At 64.8% G+C, this 16479-nt stretch carries 9 protein-coding genes and 1 pseudogene; all 10 read right to left on the bottom strand.

Annotation, left to right across the window (positions count from 1 at the left end; translation table 11 throughout):
* Positions 1-56: 56 nt before the first annotated feature.
* Positions 57-3575 (bottom strand): double-strand break repair helicase AddA, encoded by a 3519-nt coding sequence (gene addA / locus LGH82_RS16880; RefSeq protein WP_227343827.1) that lies wholly within the window; start codon positions 3573-3575, stop codon positions 57-59.
* Positions 3572-6692 (bottom strand): annotated as a pseudogene (gene addB, locus LGH82_RS16885) (double-strand break repair protein AddB). The gene addA and the pseudogene addB overlap by 4 nt, the downstream one beginning before the upstream one ends.
* Positions 6689-7417 carry a nucleotidyltransferase family protein gene (locus tag LGH82_RS16890; protein ID WP_227343828.1) on the bottom strand — a complete coding sequence of 243 codons (729 nt, stop codon included), beginning with the start codon at positions 7415-7417 and terminating at the stop codon, positions 6689-6691. Before LGH82_RS16890 ends, addB begins: the two are co-directional and overlap by 4 nt.
* Entirely contained in the window at positions 7414-8913 is a 1500-nt protein-coding gene (gene tsaE / locus LGH82_RS16895; protein WP_227343829.1) for a tRNA (adenosine(37)-N6)-threonylcarbamoyltransferase complex ATPase subunit type 1 TsaE, read from the bottom strand. The genes LGH82_RS16890 and tsaE overlap by 4 nt, the downstream gene beginning before the upstream one ends.
* 8 nt (positions 8914-8921) lie before the next feature.
* Positions 8922-11477, bottom strand: coding sequence for a sensor histidine kinase (locus LGH82_RS16900; protein WP_227343830.1), 2556 nt, complete (start codon positions 11475-11477; stop codon positions 8922-8924).
* A gap of 199 nt (positions 11478-11676) precedes the next feature.
* Positions 11677-13077 carry an adenosylhomocysteinase gene (gene ahcY, locus LGH82_RS16905; RefSeq protein ID WP_227343831.1) on the bottom strand — a complete coding sequence of 467 codons (1401 nt, stop codon included), beginning with the start codon at positions 13075-13077 and terminating at the stop codon, positions 11677-11679.
* 166 nt (positions 13078-13243) lie between these two features.
* Complete coding sequence (locus LGH82_RS16910) at positions 13244-13540, bottom strand: HPr family phosphocarrier protein (RefSeq protein ID WP_227343832.1); 297 nt, start codon at positions 13538-13540, stop codon at positions 13244-13246.
* Positions 13537-13938 carry a PTS sugar transporter subunit IIA gene (locus LGH82_RS16915; protein ID WP_227343833.1) on the bottom strand — a complete coding sequence of 134 codons (402 nt, stop codon included), beginning with the start codon at positions 13936-13938 and terminating at the stop codon, positions 13537-13539. Before LGH82_RS16915 ends, LGH82_RS16910 begins: the two co-directional genes overlap by 4 nt.
* Positions 13939-14102: 164 nt before the next feature.
* On the bottom strand, positions 14103-14579 hold the full coding sequence (locus tag LGH82_RS16920; RefSeq protein WP_227343834.1) for an HPr kinase/phosphorylase: 477 nt from the start codon (positions 14577-14579) through the stop codon (positions 14103-14105).
* Between the two features lie 92 nt (positions 14580-14671).
* A complete protein-coding gene (locus LGH82_RS16925; protein WP_319799883.1) occupies positions 14672-16456 on the bottom strand; it encodes a sensor histidine kinase in 1785 nt (594 codons plus the stop codon).
* Positions 16457-16479: the final 23 nt, after the last annotated feature.

Below are 16479 nucleotides of genomic sequence, written 5' to 3' on the forward strand. Positions count from 1 at the left end.
GTTTTTGTCCCACCAAATGTGGTGGTGTCCGTGCCCTTCTTCAAGCAGGTGTTGTGTCACGCTCCTGTGAGTCGAGCAAGAGCATCGTCCATTGCCTGTGCCGGCAACTCGATCAGCCTCGGCGCCTCGGTGAACAGCAAGGCCGCCGAAACCTCTCGTCCCGGGTAAAGCGGCTGCAGCAGCGCGCGATAGAGCGCCAGCTGCAGGGTATAGGCGGCGGGCACATCGGCCAGAGTGGCAGGCGCCGGCCGGTTGGTCTTGTAGTCGACGATCGATACCCTGTCCGGTGTCACCGCCAACCGGTCGATCTTGCCGGAGATCGATCGCGTCCTCCCCTTCACCTCGAGACTGCCCATGATGGAGACTTCCGCGCGCGACGATGGCGCAAACAGTTGTTCGAAGCGGGTGTCGGCGAGGATCCCCGCCACGGAGGCCAAGGCCTTTTCCCGCTCGATATCCGTCCATTGCGCACCGGCGCGGACGAGATAGCGTTCCGCCGCGCCCTGGCGTTCACTTTCCGCAACCCCGGGCAGCATCTGCAGCAATTTGTGCAGCGCCAGACCGCGCATCACGGCAAAGCCCGGCTCGGCCTCGATGTCGAGCACTGGTGAACTTGTATCGACCTCTCCCTGTTTTTCCTCCTCGATGAGGGCCGAGGCACCGGATGGCGACAGCGGCCGTGGCAGGTCCTCGTAAGGCGGCAAGGGCTGGAACAGAGCCGCGGGCAACGGTTCGAAATCCTCCGCCGGCCGGGTTTCCCCGCCGGATGCCAGGGCTACGGGCGGCAGCTTGGTCACATGAAACCGGTGCACGGGGTCGCCATTGGCGGGATGGGCGCGTTGTTCGCTTTCAGGGGCACCGACCAGCGCACGGCTGACGATCGAATGCCACGTGCCAGCGTTCGGCGCCCGCTTGCCGTGATAGCCGCAGACGATCAGCCGATCCTCGGCGCGGGTCATCCCGACATAGAGCAGCCGGCGGTACTCATCATCCGCGAGGTCGCGGGCACGCGTGGCGGCGGCCTTCGAAAAACCATTGGCGACGTCGCTGGCCGAGCGCCACAGGTAACCCTTGCCATTCCAGTACCTGCCAGAGCCTTCGAAGGGCATCAGTCTCGGCAGATGCTGGTCGCTGAAAGGCGCGGAACCGCCATCGACCAGAAACACCACCGGCGCCTCCAGGCCCTTGGCGGCATGGACGGTCATGACGCGAACCTCGTCGCGGGTCTGGTCCATCTCGCGCTTGATCTCGGGACCGGCGTTCTCCAGCGTGGCCAGGAAGGATTCCAGCCCAGGCAGGCCGGTCCGCTCCTCGGCCAGGCAGAAGTTCAGGAACTCGTCGAGTATGTCACCGGCCTCAGGTCCCAGCCGGGCGATCATCTTCTTGCGCAGCCGGTCGCGGGCAAGCATGCCGGCATAGAATTCGAACACCGGCTTGAAGGCGGCCTCGCCGCTCCAGGTGTCGAGCCGGCTGACGATGTCAGCCAGACCAGCATTTTCGCCGGCATGCTGACGCAACGAGGCGATGAGCGAAAGACCCGGCAGCCTTTCACCGGAAAGCCTGAAAAGCACTTCTTCGGAAACATCGAAGATCGGGCTGCGCAACACGGCCGCGAGCGACAGGTCATCCTGCGGTTGGATGAGAAAATGGCCGAGCGCGATCAGGTCCTTCACGGCGATGTGGCCGGGCAAGCTCAGCCGGTCGGCGCCAGCGACCGGGATGTCGCGGCGCTTCAACGCCCGCGTCAGCGCGTGGACGAAGCGATCGCGCTTGCGCACGAGAACCAGCACATCGCCGGGGCGAAGCGTCTTGCCACGGCCTTCGATGACCTCACCGGAGCCGATCCAGCCGGCAATGGTCGCGGCGACGTTTTCGGCCACGCGAACCGCCGGCGCATGGGCATGGTCGATGGCCTGCGCCCAGTCATCGGGTTCGTCGACGACATCGGCGCCGACCGACGGCCAGACCTCGACATAGCCCGGCGCGTCATTGCGGATCGCCTTGTGATCCAGCGGATCGGGATCATGGCTGATCCCGCGCCGCACGCCGGGGTCGGCGAAGACCCGATCGACGGCGGCCAGCACATCATCCGTCGAGCGGAACGACCAGGTCAGCTTGAGATCGGCGAAGGAAGCATTGGCTTCCCGCACGCGCCCGGCAAACAAAAGCCTGGAGTCGGCAAAAGAATCGGGTGCCGCGCCTTGAAAAGAATAGATCGACTGCTTTTCGTCGCCGACGGCAAACACCGTACGATGGACGCCGTCGCGCGCGCCTTGGCCGGCAAAGAACTCCTCGGCCAGCCGCTTCACCACCTCCCACTGGTCGGGGCTTGTGTCCTGCGCCTCGTCGAGCAGGATGTGGTCGATGCCCTGGTCGAGCTTGTATTGCACCCAGGGGCCGGCGTCCGGCCGGGCCAGGAGGTTGACCGTGCGGGTGATGAGATCGTTGAAGTCGAGGAAGCCGCGCCCGCGCTTCAGCTGCTCGTAGCGGGCGATCAGCCAGTCGGCGATGGTCAGCGCGGCGCGCGTGCCCTCCAGCATGCGGAACAACGCCAGCCGGTCGACGGTCTCGACGATGGCGCCGGTTGCCGAAAGATAGCGCTCCGCCAGGTCCGGCAGCCGATCGACCAGGGCCTTCTTGAAGGTCTTTGCCGGATCGTAGGCATCGCCATCGGCCTTGAGGAAAGCCCTGGAAAGCAATTGCAGGCGGCGCACCGGATCGCTTTCGGCGAAAGCCAGCCGCGCATAGGGCAAGATGTTGTTCAGGACGATACGGGCGTCAGCCGCCTCCGCCGCCTGGGCGAAGCCGGCGAAATAATCCGCCAGGAAGCCGGGCAGCGGCCAGACCGACGCCGCTATGTCCTCGGCGGCCACGCCGGCACGGAAATGAAACTCGTCGAACAGGGCCTGAAAGTCGTTGCCTCCCTGCCCGGCCGCGTCGATGAAGCCGCGCAGGCCGTCGCGCTTGCGCACGATCTCGCCAAGCAATGCATCGAGCCCGGCTTCGCCGCCACGCTCCAGGACCGTGGCGAAAGCCTCGGCGAGCGTCAAATCGCCCGCCGTGGTGCCCGAGATCATCTCGCGGCGGGCTGTCGCGAACAGCGACGCCTCCATCTGGCTGTCGAGCATCTCGAAATGCGCGGCGATGTTGGCCTCGAGCGGGAACTGGTGCAGCACCGATTCGCAGAAGGCGTGGATGGTCTGGATCTTCAGCCCGCCCGGCGTTTCCAGCGCCTCGGCGAACAGCCGGCGCGCCCGGCGCATGGTGTCGCTACCGGGCCGCCGCCCCTCCAGGGCCTCGACCCTGGTCGCCAGGTCGTCATCGCCAAGCGTGGTCCATTCCGACAGCGTCGAGAACACGCGGTTCGACATGTTGGCGGCGGCGGCGCGGGTGTAGGTGAGGCACAGTATCTTCGACGGATCGGTGCCACCAAGCAGAAGCCGGATGACGCGCTGGGCCAGCACATGGGTCTTGCCGGAGCCGGCATTGGCCGACACCCAGGCAGAATTGTTGGGATCGGCGGCGCTCGCCTGGCTGGCCGCCGTGTCGGTTGGAATGGGATAGGCCTTCTTCATGCCTCCCCTCCTTCGTCACCGGCATCGCCGCCGGCCGACCATTCGAGCACACGGGCGAGATGGTCATAGTCGCCATCGGTCTCACCCTCGCGAAACGGCAGCGCGCGCGACAGATAGCCGGTCGCCGGGTCGGCATAGTGGATCAACAGCTGCTCCAGCCGCGCCCAGGCCTCTTCTGCGAGATCGGTGGCGGTTCGCGGCTTGCGGTTGTAGTCGAGGATCGATTCCTCGAACACCTCGCCATTCGGCTTCAGCCTGACGAAAGCCAGTTGCGACGGCTCGCGCACGCCAAGCCCCTTGAAGGCGCCGCGCCTGAGCAGCGCGCCTTCGAGCGCCAGTTGCGGCGCCAGAAGCGTATGCGCCTGCGCCTTGGAGGGCGATGAGCCGGTCTTGTAGTCCAGGATATCAGCCATGCCGCCGGCCAGGAGGTCGATGCGATCGGCGTAGCCGGACAGCGTAATACCGGACTTGCCGACGCCAGTCTTTTCGGCACGCTCCTCGGCATGCCGGCGCGCCACGGCAGCGGCGCGGCCGTTCCCATTCGATGATGCTGTCGGCAAGCTTCTCGAAACGCGGCCACCACACGGCCTCGACATCAGCAGGAAGTGCTGCCTCGGCAAAGCAGGCCCGTCCGGCGGCGATGAGCCCGTCCAGTGCGTCGGCCGAGCGCGGATCGGCCACTTTCGCCGAGAACAGATGCAGGATGGCGTGAAACAGCGTGCCGCGTTCGGCGGCGCCCGGATCGCGTATCACTGGATCGAGCGGCATCAGGCGCAGAATCCGGCGGGCATAGACCGCGTAGGGGTCGCGGCGCAGCGTCTCGATCTCGGTGACCGAAAAATGCCGTGGCCGTACCGCCAGCGGCGGCTTCGGCTGTGGGCGCGGCGCGAAATCCTGCTTTTCGCAGGCATCGAGCGCACGCGCCCAAGCCAGCAATTCGTCGCCACGCCGGCGAAGCACCGCCGCGTGATCCCCACCCATGAAGGTGAGGATACGCTGCAGCCAGCGCGACGGAACGGCAGGTGCGTCGCCCGAGCGGGCCGAGCGTGACAGCACGACTTTCCGCGCGCCCATGGCCATCTGGAAATCATGCGCGGCAAGGCCAATGCGCCGTTCGGGCGGTTCAAGATCGATGCCGGTTTTCATCAGCCGCGACATGAACCGATCGCTTTCCGGCTTGCGCGGCCAGACACCTTCGTTGAGGCCGCCGATGACCAGCGTGTCGACGTTCTGCAGGCGGGCCTCCAGCGCACCCCAGATGGCGATGTTGCGATCAGTGCCTTGCGCCGGCTTGACTGTCTCCGGCGCGATCAGCGCGTCCATCACATCCGGCCATTCGTCGGCCGCGAAGGTGAACGTGGCCGATGCCGCGACCAGCCCGCGCAGCAGGTCGGCCAGCTTTTCACCAGCGTCGCCCGCATAGAGTTCGCTCAGGCTGCCATCCGCCGCCCTGCCAAGGCTTTCGAGCGTGGTGACGCTTGTGCGGACCAGCGTGGCAAGATCGGCCTCTGGCTGGCCGCGCAGGGCGGCCAGCGGCGCCAATGCATCCGCAAGGCGCTTGTGCAGGTCGCGCGCCTGCTCGATGCCCCCAACGGTCAGGCGCGAGAACCAGAAGGGCGCGCGGCTGTCGCCACCGAGACCGGTGAGCCGGGCCTCGAACAGATCCGGCAATGATGCGATGTCGGGGCGCCCCGTGCCGCCACGCAGGGCCACCAGTTCGATGATCCCGGCCGCGTGGCGGACTGTTGCCCGGTCGAGGCCGAGGCCAAGCAGGGGATGTTTCAGCAGCGACAGCAGGCCGATGGGATCGCCGGGCCGGAACACGGCCTGAAGCGCCAGCCTGAGCAGGCTGGCGGCCGGCGTGTTGGCGAGCGGCGCGCCGCCCGAATCGTCGGCGACCACGCCAAAACGCAGAAGTTCGGACGAGACACGCCGCGCCAGTGCACGATCGCCGGTGACGAGCGCGGCACGCTGGCCGGGCTGTTCGACGGCACGCCTGAGCGCGATGGCGATCGCCACGGCCTCGTCGCGTTCGCTGGCAGCTTCCAGCAGCGTCACGTCGGCGAACGCTTCGGTAATGTCACCGGCATCGAAGTCGGCGCGTGTCCGCGCCCAGAGCTCGGTGGTTTCGGCGGGCCGCAAGGCTTCGCCAATCAGGGCGGCGCGAAGCGCCAGCGGTCTCGGCACGACACCGATCTCGTCGACATCGGCGCGCAGGACGCCGATCTTGCCGATCAGTCGTGCCAAGCCGTATTGCGGATGGCCAAGCAGGGCCGGGCGCGCGCCGGGCGCGGCAATGGCCTGATAGGACGGCTCATCCAGCTTGCGGTCGAGGCCAGGCAGGACAATGGCGCCGCTCGGCAGACGGGCGATGACGGAAAGCAATTCGGCGGTGGCGGGGATGGAACCGGTGGAGCCAGCGGCAATGACCGGACCGGCAGGCGGATTGCGTTGCAACCGCGTCGCCTCGTGCTCGATCAGGGCGCTGCGATGGGCCGCCGGATTGGATCGGTCATTCTCGGCCAGGAATTTCGGCCAGGCGTCGGTGACTATGCCCAGGAAATCGAGCGTCACCTGCCACCACCCGGCAAGGTTCCCCGTTGCCAGGTCGCCAAGCTTTGTCCAGTCGGCGCCTTCGGTCTCGATCTCGTCCATCAGCGCCGCGAGATCGCGCGCCAGCCAGATCGCGTCGGCGGAGGAGGCCGGCACGACGACTTCCTCGTTGAACATTGCAGCGACATGCGCGGGCAAGCGGCGCTTCCAGGCGCGAACCAGCGGCGCGAGCAGCAGCAGCCGCTCGATGGAGGCGATCGGTGGGGCAAGATCGATCGCGGCGGATGCCTCGGCCTCGAAGGCCGCTTCATCCTCGTCGAACTCGCCGAGCGGGCGGATGACCGGCAGGATGGCCGAACGGCCACCCAGCATGTCGACGAATACCCCCCGCAAGGCCCGCGCGGCACGGCGGGTCGGCACGTAGATGGTGACATCGGCCAGAGCGAGCGGGTCGCCATCGAAACGAAAGCCCGGAACGAGACGGCCGCCAAGCAGCGCTTCGGCAAGCGTCGGCAGAAACGGCGCTCCGGGCGGGATCGAGAAAACGCGGCTTGGGCCGCTCATCGTGACTCGGTTAGCGCGTCGGCGACCGCCGCTTCGGCGAGCGGAATGGCATCGGGCGTGCCTACGGTGATCCAATGGCCGTGCATCGGCATGCCAAACAGGCGGCCGGCGGCGATGGCCGTGTCGAAATAGGCGTTGAGCGAGTGCGGCCCGGCCGGCGCATCCTTGAACAAACGCGGATGGACGATCGCCGCCCCGGCATAGATCAGGCCCGCCGGATCGCCTTTTGCGCGCCGCAAGGCGCCGTCCGGCGCCACCAGGAAATCGGTGCTGCCGCAGTGTCCGGTTGCTTGATGGAGATCAGCCAGCATCAGCAGAATATCCATTTTCGCCGCGTCCCATGCAAGGGCGAGGCGGCCGAGATTGAGGGGGCCCTGGTCGATCCAGAACGTGTCGGCGTTGAGGATGTAGAAGGGCTGCTGGCCGAGCTCCGGCAGCGCCTTGACGATACCACCGGCGGAATCGAGAAGCCGCTCGCTTTCGTCGGAAATGACGATGCGCGGGGCCTGGCGCGCCGCGACATGGGCGATGATCTGTTCGGGAAGATAGTGGACGTTGACCACGGCCTTGCCGACACCGACGGCAGCCAGGCCGTCGAGGCCCCAGTCGAGCAAGGTCTTGCCGGCTATCCTGACCAAAGGTTTCGGAATGGCGTCGGTGATCGGCCGCATGCGCTTGCCCAGCCCGGCGGCAAGTACGATCGCGGTGTCCGGCCTTGCAGTCACAGCGCTCGCTCCTCCAGCAGGCCGTGCTCGCTGTAGAAATCCCGTAGACTGGCCAGCGCCGGATGGGACAGCGCCCGCCGCAGATAGTCGCGGATGCGCGGCAGGTGTTTCAGATAATAGGGCTTGCCGTCGCGCTTTTCGAGGCGGACGAAAATGCCGAGGATCTTGGAATTGCGCTGCGCCGCCATGATTGCATAGGCTTCCAGGAAGCTTGCTTCATCGAAGGCGCCGGCCGCGTGGCGCGCGGCGACATAGGCGTCGAGCGTCCGCTTCTCGATGTCCGGCGACATGGTGACGCGAGCGTCCATGGCGAGCGATGCGACGTCATATGCCGAAGGGCCGATCAGCGCATCCTGGAAATCGACGATGCCGAGCCGGTCATGCCCGGTGCGGTCGCCGCGCCAGATGATGTTGGGCGAGTGGAAATCGCGTAGCATCAGCGTGTATTCGCGGCCACCCAGGCGGTCGAGGGCCGTATTCCACTCGCGGTGGTAACCAGCACGCAGATCATCGCTTGCCGGGCTGCCAGTAATCGCCGGCACGTACCAGTCGACCAGCAGATCGGCTTCGATCATCATCGCGGCCCGATCGAAGGGCGGCACATGGTGGAAGGCGCCATGGCCGATTTCCATCCGATCGGGCCATTGCCTCCCATGCATCATGGCCAACAGTTCGGCCGCGGCGGCATAGCGCTCGGCCACGGGCTGGCCCTCCCCGCCAAGAAACCCTTCGGAGCCCAGATGATCGAGCAGGAGAAACCCCTGATCCTGATCTTCGGCGTATATTTTGGGCACGCTGACGTCGCCCGCTTCCAACGCCCGGTCGATGGCGACGAAGGCCGAGACGGACTGCGCGGTATGAGCGATCTCCGCATAGGGCTTGCCGTCCCGGACGGGCGGCCCAAGCACCAGCCTTGGCGAGTTCATCAGCACGCGTGGCGCAAAACCGGCGAGCGAGACGATTTCATAGGAGCGGGCCGAGGCGTCGCCGATGAAATGGCGTCGCCGCGCCTCGCCCCAACCGGCGCGCTCGAGAAAGTCGCGCATGGCGAGCGACCGCGCTATGCGTTCGAAAGCCGGGTCTTGTCCAGAGAATCGCGCGAGGCGGCCGTCCCCATCATGGACGAGTTCGATCAGGATTGTCGTCTTCGGCAGATAGGCCTCTGCCCGTTCGGGCCATTCGACCAGGGCGGCACCTTGCGCCAGCGCATCGTCGAAGCCCAACTCGTCGATCTCGGCGGCGGAGGACAGGCGATAGAGGTCGAAATGATGGACAGGAATACGGGTGTCGTAGCTCTGGACGAGGGTGAAGGTCGGGCTCGGCACATCAAGGCCGGCATCATCGGCCAGTGCCCTGATCAGGGCTCGCGCCAGGGTCGACTTGCCGGCGCCAAGATCGCCCTTGAGGGCAAGCACGTCACCGGGGCGCAGCGACATTGCGAGATCCTCGCCCAACCGCGCCGTCTCCGTTTCGTCGGCTAGCAAACGCTCCAGCATCAGAACCGTTACTCGGCCGCGGCGCGGATGCCCGGCGTGTCGGGAAAGGTACAGATGACGGTCGTACCCTTGTCCCTGCCGGTCTCGATGCGGACGCTGCCGCCATGCAGTTCGACGAAACTCTTGACGATCGACAGGCCGAGGCCGGCACCGCGACGACGCCCGCCATTGGTTCGCGGCTCGAAGCGGCGGAACACCGAATCGAGTACGTCCGGCGGCATGCCGGGTCCGTCATCGTGAACCGAGAACTCCACGCCTTCGGCAAGCTGGCGGCAAGAGAGCGTGATGGTGCTTGCCTGCGGCGCGTAGTTCACGGCGTTGCTCAGCAGATTGTAGAGGATCTGGCGGATGCGGATCTCGTCGCCATGGAATGTCTTCGGTGCAGCGACGGCATCGACCTTGAGCTTGATCGAGTGCTCCTCGAGCCGGTCGGCAACCAGGTCGGCGGCGGCACTGATGGTCCGGTCGACATGCACTTCGGAAATGTCGAGTTGCATGATGCCGGCATCGACCGTGGCCAGGTCGAGTATGTCGTTGACGATGGTCAGCAGGACCGCCGACGATGAACCGACATGTCCGACATATTCGCGCTGCTTCGGGTTCAGCGGCCCGGTCGACGGCAGCGCGAGAAGCTCGGTGAAGCCGATGATGTTGGTCAGCGGCGAGCGCAATTCGTAGGAGACGTGCTGCACGAACTCGTTCTTGAGCTGGTCGGACTTTTCCAGCGCCTCGTTCCTGTCCTTCAACGCCCGCTCGACATGGACGCTGTCGGTGACATCGACGAAGGTCATCATCACCTGCCCGTTGGGCAGCGGGATCATGGCGTAGCTCAGTACATTGCCGTTGTTGAGTTCGGTCTGGCCGTGCCGGTCGCTGCGCTCATCGTCAAAGCCGGTGATCGCGGCAACGAACCCTCCCCAGGGGTTGTCGGCGGCGCGCTGGTTGCAGAGATCGCGGATCGCGGAGACATGTGCGTTTGGCTTGGCGACGTCGTCGCTCAATCCCCAGAGTGCCGCGAACGCGGGATTCGACAGTCTCAGCCTTCCGTCCGGACCGAAGACGGCCACGCCCTCGGCGAGGTTGTCGAGCGTTTCGCCCTGCACCCGAACCGCGGTCTGATAACGGCTTTCGAGGTCCATCTTCTCGGTCAGGTTCTCGAAGACCCAGGTCACGCCGCCCTTGGGCTGCGGATTGGCGACCACGCGGATGGTCTTTCCATCAGGCAGGTGCCACCAATGTTCCTGCGATTCGACGGCGCGATAGGCGCTGAGCAGGCCTTCCTTCCAGCGACGCCATTCGGGCTGCTCGGCGATCTTGCCTTCGCTGCGCAGCCGGTCGAGCAGCAGGGCATTGTCGGGCGCGCTGTGCAGAAAGCCGCTGTCGAGACCCCAGAGCTTCTGGAACGCCTGGTTGAAGAAGCGCAGCTTCTCGTCGGTATCGAAGATCGCAACGGCGGTGTTGAGCTGGTCGAGCGTATCGGCATGGCTTCGCACCGTCCGCTCATATTCGCCGCGAATGGTTTCAATGGCGCTGGTGTCGTAGGCCAGCCCGGCCGAACCGTCGGAAGCAGCGAAATCGGTCACGGCGAACATGCGGCGGTCGCCGCCGATCACGGTGGACAGCGTCTGTTCGAAGATCGGACGCGAATTGTGCTGGGCAGCGATGGCCTCGCGCGCCTGGCCGCCGAAGAACTCCTTCGCATCGCGAACAGCGGCTTCAGGGTTTTCCGCTTCGACCGCCTCGGCGTAGGCGCGGTTGACCCATTTCAACCGTCCATCCGAGGTACGCAGCCATGACGGCATCTTCAATGCATCAAGCAGACCGATGATGGTCTCGTAGTCGGCAGCGAGCCGCTGGTTCTCGATTTTCAGCCTGGCCTGGCTGCGCTGCGTCTCGGAAAGCGAGACGAAACGCACCAGCACATGCGCGGCGCTCTTGCGCCCATGCACTTCGAGCGGTGCGCCCGCCTGCGATTCGATGACGAGATCAAACGACTTCGCCTTCTCCCGCAACGCCGCAACGGCATGCTCAAGCGCAGCCGCGGAGCGCGGCATCAGCCAACGACCAAAGGCGAGGAAAGCGGCCCGATCCTCCGGCGCGCCGCTCTCGACCGGCAAAGTGCCGACGAGTTCGGGCTTCTTGTTTTCCGCGGCCCAGACCACCACGCGCTGGTCGCGCATGTTGAGCAGCGCCTCGGAGCGCCGCAGGGCGGCGTTGACATCGGCGACGCGGGTCCGGAGCTCGACATTCTCCGCCGAGGTGCGTGCCCGTTCGCGGATGAGGACGATGGCCGACAGGAGCGCTGCCCCCATCACGCCAGCGAACATGGCGAGCTGCATCACCTCGACGGTGTTGAAGGAAGGTCCAGCCTGTATGGCACCGGTGGCTTGCGCATACGCGACCGCGCCAAGAAGCGGGCTGGCGAGCGCGGAAGTGGCAAGAAACATGCTTGCGCGGGCGCGCCATGGAAGCTTCCCGCCGGTCATGGCGGAGCTGATGGTCCTCGAATCGTCGTGGCCGCCGGAAACGGCCCGTCCCGCCTTGTGCGGGTGTTGCCCCGGCATGTCTTGGTCCTCTCCGCCGCCTGAATGCAAGACCGCCCTGAAGCGCGCCCCTCTGTGCCCTCTTCAGGTTGGAAGCGTCGCGAATCACCTGACAATAACCCCTCGCCGAATCGCCGTGAAGGCGCATCCCGCGCAAAAATAAAGCCGGGCGAAATGTCAATCGCCCGGCGTCAATATCTGGTAGTAAATTCAGCTTTGGTTAATAGCGGTAGTGTTCCGGCTTGAACGGGCCCTGCTGGGTGACGCCGATATAGGCAGCCTGTTCCGTGGAGAGTTCGGTCAGGCGGGCACCGAGCTTGTCGAGATGCAGGCGCGCGACCTTTTCGTCGAGATGCTTGGGCAGGACATAGACCTGGTTCTGGTACTGGCCAGGCTTGGTGAACAGCTCGATCTGGGCCAGCACCTGGTTGGTGAAGGATGCCGACATGACGAAGCTCGGATGGCCCGTGGCGTTGCCGAGATTGAGCAGGCGGCCTTCCGACAGCAGGATCATGCGCTTGCCGTCAGGGAAGGTGATCATGTCGACCTGCGGCTTGACGTTGGTCCACTTCAGGTTGCGCAGCGCCGCGACCTGGATCTCGTTGTCGAAGTGGCCGATATTGCCGACGATCACCATGTCCTTCATCTGGCGCATGTGATCGAGGGTGATGACGTCCTTGTTGCCGGTGGTGGTGATGACGATGTCCGCGGTCGGGGCGGCATCTTCCAGCGTGACGACTTCGAAACCGTCCATCGCCGCCTGCAGGGCGCAGATCGGATCGACTTCGGTGACCTTGACGCGGGCGCCGGCGCCCTTGAGCGAGGCCGACGAGCCCTTGCCGACGTCGCCATAGCCGCAGACGACCGCGACCTTGCCGGCCATCATCGTGTCGGTGCCGCGACGAATGCCGTCGACCAGCGATTCCTTGCAGCCGTACTTGTTGTCGAACTTCGACTTGGTGACCGAGTCGTTGACGTTGATGGCCGGGAAGGGCAGCAGGCCCTTCTTGTGCAGCTGGTACAGCCGGTTGACGCCGGTCGTGGTCTCCTCGGTGACGCCGCGGATGGCCTCCTTCTGCTTGGTGAAGAAGCCGGGCGAAGCCTTCATGCGCTTCTTGATCTGCGCGAACAGGATTTCCTCTTCCTCGCTGCCCGGGTTGGACAACACGTCCTCGCCAGCCTCGGCGCGGGCGCCGATCAGGATGTACATGGTGGCGTCGCCGCCATCATCGAGGATCATGTTGGAGGTGCCGCCGTCGGCCCACTGGAAGATACGGTCGGTGTAGATCCAATAGTCCTCGAGCGTCTCGCCCTTGATGGCGAATACCGGGATACCGGCCTCGGCGATTGCCGCCGCCGCGTGATCCTGGGTGGAGAAGATGTTGCAGGAGGCCCAGCGGACATCGGCGCCAAGCGCCTTCAGCGTTTCGATCAGCACCGCCGTCTGGATGGTCATGTGCAGCGAGCCGGTGATGCGCGCGCCCTTGAGCGGCTGCTTGTCGCCGAATTCCTCGCGGCAGGCCATCAGGCCCGGCATTTCGGTTTCGGCAATCTCGATTTCCTTGCGGCCCCAGCCGGCAAGCGAAATGTCGGCGACCACATAGTCCTTGCTACCCGTCATGGCAGTGCTCCGATGCGAATTGGTTGCGGGCGCGCCCAGCCCAAGAGGCCTGTTGAAGGGCGCGAATTGCCGGCCTGACTAGCAGATCATGGCTCGGGCGACAATGGGATATAAAGAAATCTTTATCCCTGCATGTCCCCTGGACATGCTTCGGCGATGTAGGAGATCAGCACTCTTCGCCGAAGCGGGAGGCAACCAACTGCTCCAACGCGTCGATGACCTGCAGCGCTTCCGGTCCGCTGGCGGTGACGCGGATCGAGTAGCCAGGGCTCGCCGCCAGCATCATCAGCCCCATGATCGAGGTGCCGCCGACCTTGACGCCATCCTTCTCGACATGGACCGAGGCGTTGAAGCCACTGGCAAGCTGAACGAACTTCGCCGAGGCGCGTGCATGCAGGCCGCGCTGGTTGACGATCGGAAAGTCCCGGACGATCTGATCCTTTTCCGGGGATAGCGCGTTCATTTGCTGCTCAGAAGCTGGCTGGCCACGTTGATGTATTTACGACCCGCCGCCTGCGCCTCGTCAACGGCGGCCATCATGTTGTCGCCCTTGCGGACCGAGGACAGCTTGATCAGCATCGGCAGGTTCATGCCGGCGATGACCTCGGTGCGACCGGACTCCATCACTGAAATGGCAAGGTTGGAAGGTGTGCCGCCGAACATGTCGGTCAGCACGATGACCCCTGCCCCGGTGTCGACACGGGCCACGGCGTCAACGATGTCGCGGCGACGCTGCTCCATATCGTCGTCGGCACCGATCGCCACGGTCTCGAAATTGTCTTGTGGCCCGACGACATGTTCCACGGCATGTCGGAACTCGGTGGCCAGTTGACCGTGCGTTACGAGCACGAGTCCGATCATTCTTTGGTGGCTCCCGTCATCGCCGCTTCACAGGCGCATTTTATGCTCGCCAGCCATTCCAGGCGGCGGGAGCGCTATCTTGTCGACGCGAGGCGCGTTGACAAGCCCAAAATTGCGAAGGCGCTGGCCATTTTGACGCATTGCAGCAAGAAATCGAAACCGGATCATAAAAAAGGCGAGATCGACAGCCGCGCCATCACGGCCGGCAGGGCCGTGGAAACGCTGCGCCGCGCAAGATCAATCCGCGGCACCGGACAGCCGGCGATGGCTTCGCTGACCTCTTGCTGAAATCGTTCCATCTCGGCCTCCCCCACCAGCCGGATGTGAAGGTCGATGATGCCCGCTGGCTCGAAGGGAAGCGGCCGGGGCCCCAGTCCCGCCACTTCGGCGAGGCCAGCGATCGAGGTGGGCGCCCGGCATAATAGCCGTCCGGCATGACCGGCGACAAAGAGCTGATCGTCGCCGATGATGCGTGAGAAGAAACCGCGCTGGGAAAGATGATCGACAAGCGCGAGTGCCAGCGTTGTCTTGCCCGAACCGGATGGCCCGGTGATGAGGATACCGCGCTCGCCGATCAGGATCGCCGTCGCGTGGATATTTTCGAGCTGCGTGTCTTCGGGCAGTGTGACTGGCTCAGGCATTCGGGATCATGGCTTTTGATACCCACTTTCCCGGATCATGGTTTTTGGTTGAAGCATGATCTCGTCCGAAAACCGGTTCCCACTTTTCGGGATCATGCTTCGGCCGGCAGGGTGACCACGAAACGCGCGCCCTTGATCTCACCCGGCTTGGTGCCCGGAATGTTCTCGGCGGTCAGCGTGCCGCCATGGGCCTCGACGATCTGCCGGCTGATCGACAGGCCAAGGCCCGAGTTCTGACCGAAGGCCTCGCCGGCAGGCCGGTCCGTGTAGAATCGCTCGAATATGCGATCGATGTTGTCGGCGCGGATACCGGGTCCATTGTCGTCGATGGTGACGATGTTGAACTTGCCGGCGCGCGCCAGCGACATGATGATATGGCCGCGCTCATCGGGAACGAAGGAACGGGCATTCTCGATCAGGTTGGTGATCACCTGGCCGATGCGCAGGTCGTGGCCGACGACGAAATAGCCTTTGACACCCTGCGGCAGCTTGGCGACCCTGAGCTCGATCTCGACGGCCTTCTTGTTGCGCGTCGCCTCACGCGAAACGGCGACGAGATCGGTGATGAATTTCTTCAGGTCGACCGTGCCAGCGTCTTCACGCGCGAGTTCCGCGTCGAGGCGGGAGGCATCGGAGATGTCGGTGATGAGGCGGTCCAGGCGCCTGACATCATGCTGGATGATCTCCATCAGCCGGCTTCGCGAATGGTCGTTCTTGGCCAGCGGCAAGGTTTCAACCGCGCTGCGCAGCGATGTCAGCGGGTTCTTGAGCTCATGCGAGACATCGGCAGCGAAGCTTTCGATCGCCTCGATGCGGGCGTAGAGTGCATTGGTCATGTCGCGCACGGCAATCGACAGATTGCCGATCTCGTCCTGCCGGTCGGAGAAATCCGGGATTTCCTCGCGGCTCTTGACGCCGCGCCGCACCCGCACCGCCGCCGCCGACAGGCGGCGCAGCGGGTTGGCGATGGTGGATGCCAGCAGCATCGACAAGATAGCCGTGACAAGGGCGGCGATGCCGAAGACACGCAGGATCGCCTTGCGCTCGGCGGCGACGATCTTGTCGATGTCGCCGCCTTCGGTCGACAGCATCAGCACGCCGAGGACGGCGCGGAAGCGCTGGATCGGCACGGCCACCGAAACGATCTGCTCGCCCTGCTCGCTGACGCGCACGATGGTCGACGGGCTGCCGGTCAGTGCCTTGACCACCTCCGGGAACGCCGCGCCGTTGCCGCCCGGCTGCTCGTGATAGATGGGCAGTTCGGTGTTGCGGAAGAAATCGAAGATGAATTTCTGGATGCGCTCGACCAGATCGGGCTGCTCCTCGTCGACCGGCGGCAGGTCGTAGCGAAGGATCTGGCCACGCGAATAGAGATGGCGGGAATCAAGCAGCAGATTGGCGTCACGGTCGTAGATGCGGGCACGCGTGCGCGTCGGCGAGATCAGCCTTCTCAGCACCGGCGCCACCCGCTCCGGATTGATCGGGAAATCCAGATTGTCGAGCTGATCGGAGCCAGGACCAAGGCTCTCGCCGGCCTGCAGCTCAAGCAGTTTTTCCGGATCGATGCTGATCGAATCCGTCTCGACCGTCGCCGACGCGGCGATGGCGCCGGCAATAATCTCGCCCTGCGTCATCAGGCTTTCGACGCGGGCGTCGATCAGCCCGTCACGAAATGTGTTGAGGTAGAGAATGCCGATGACCAGGACGGCGAGACCGGCAAGGTTGAGGAAGAGGATGCGCCGCGTCAGGCTCGAAAAAATATGATGGCCGAGGAAGCGACGCATCGGCACCGTAAGTTTCGACACGAATGACGGCATGATGCGCGACGGCCGCCTGGCAGCGCCCGCCGGTCTTGTTCGCTGTGCCTCCACTGCCATCGAATAGCAGGCCCTGCCTAATC

Source organism: Mesorhizobium sp. PAMC28654 (assembly GCF_020616515.1).
Classification (GTDB): Bacteria; Pseudomonadota; Alphaproteobacteria; order Rhizobiales; family Rhizobiaceae; genus Mesorhizobium.

Excerpts from the sequence above, each read along its gene's own strand:
- LGH82_RS16925 (WP_319799883.1), bottom strand. The coding sequence starts at position 16,456 with ATGGCAGTGGAGGCACAGCGAACAAGACCGGCGGGCGCTGCCAGGCGG.
- LGH82_RS16900 (WP_227343830.1), bottom strand. The coding sequence starts at position 11,477 with ATGCCGGGGCAACACCCGCACAAGGCGGGACGGGCCGTTTCCGGCGGC.
- LGH82_RS16920 (WP_227343834.1), bottom strand. The coding sequence starts at position 14,579 with ATGCCTGAGCCAGTCACACTGCCCGAAGACACGCAGCTCGAAAATATC.
- LGH82_RS16915 (WP_227343833.1), bottom strand. The coding sequence starts at position 13,938 with ATGATCGGACTCGTGCTCGTAACGCACGGTCAACTGGCCACCGAGTTC.
- tsaE (WP_227343829.1), bottom strand. The coding sequence starts at position 8,913 with ATGCTGGAGCGTTTGCTAGCCGACGAAACGGAGACGGCGCGGTTGGGC.
- ahcY (WP_227343831.1), bottom strand. The coding sequence starts at position 13,077 with ATGACGGGTAGCAAGGACTATGTGGTCGCCGACATTTCGCTTGCCGGC.
- LGH82_RS16910 (WP_227343832.1), bottom strand. The coding sequence starts at position 13,540 with ATGAACGCGCTATCCCCGGAAAAGGATCAGATCGTCCGGGACTTTCCG.
- addA (WP_227343827.1), bottom strand. The coding sequence starts at position 3,575 with ATGAAGAAGGCCTATCCCATTCCAACCGACACGGCGGCCAGCCAGGCG.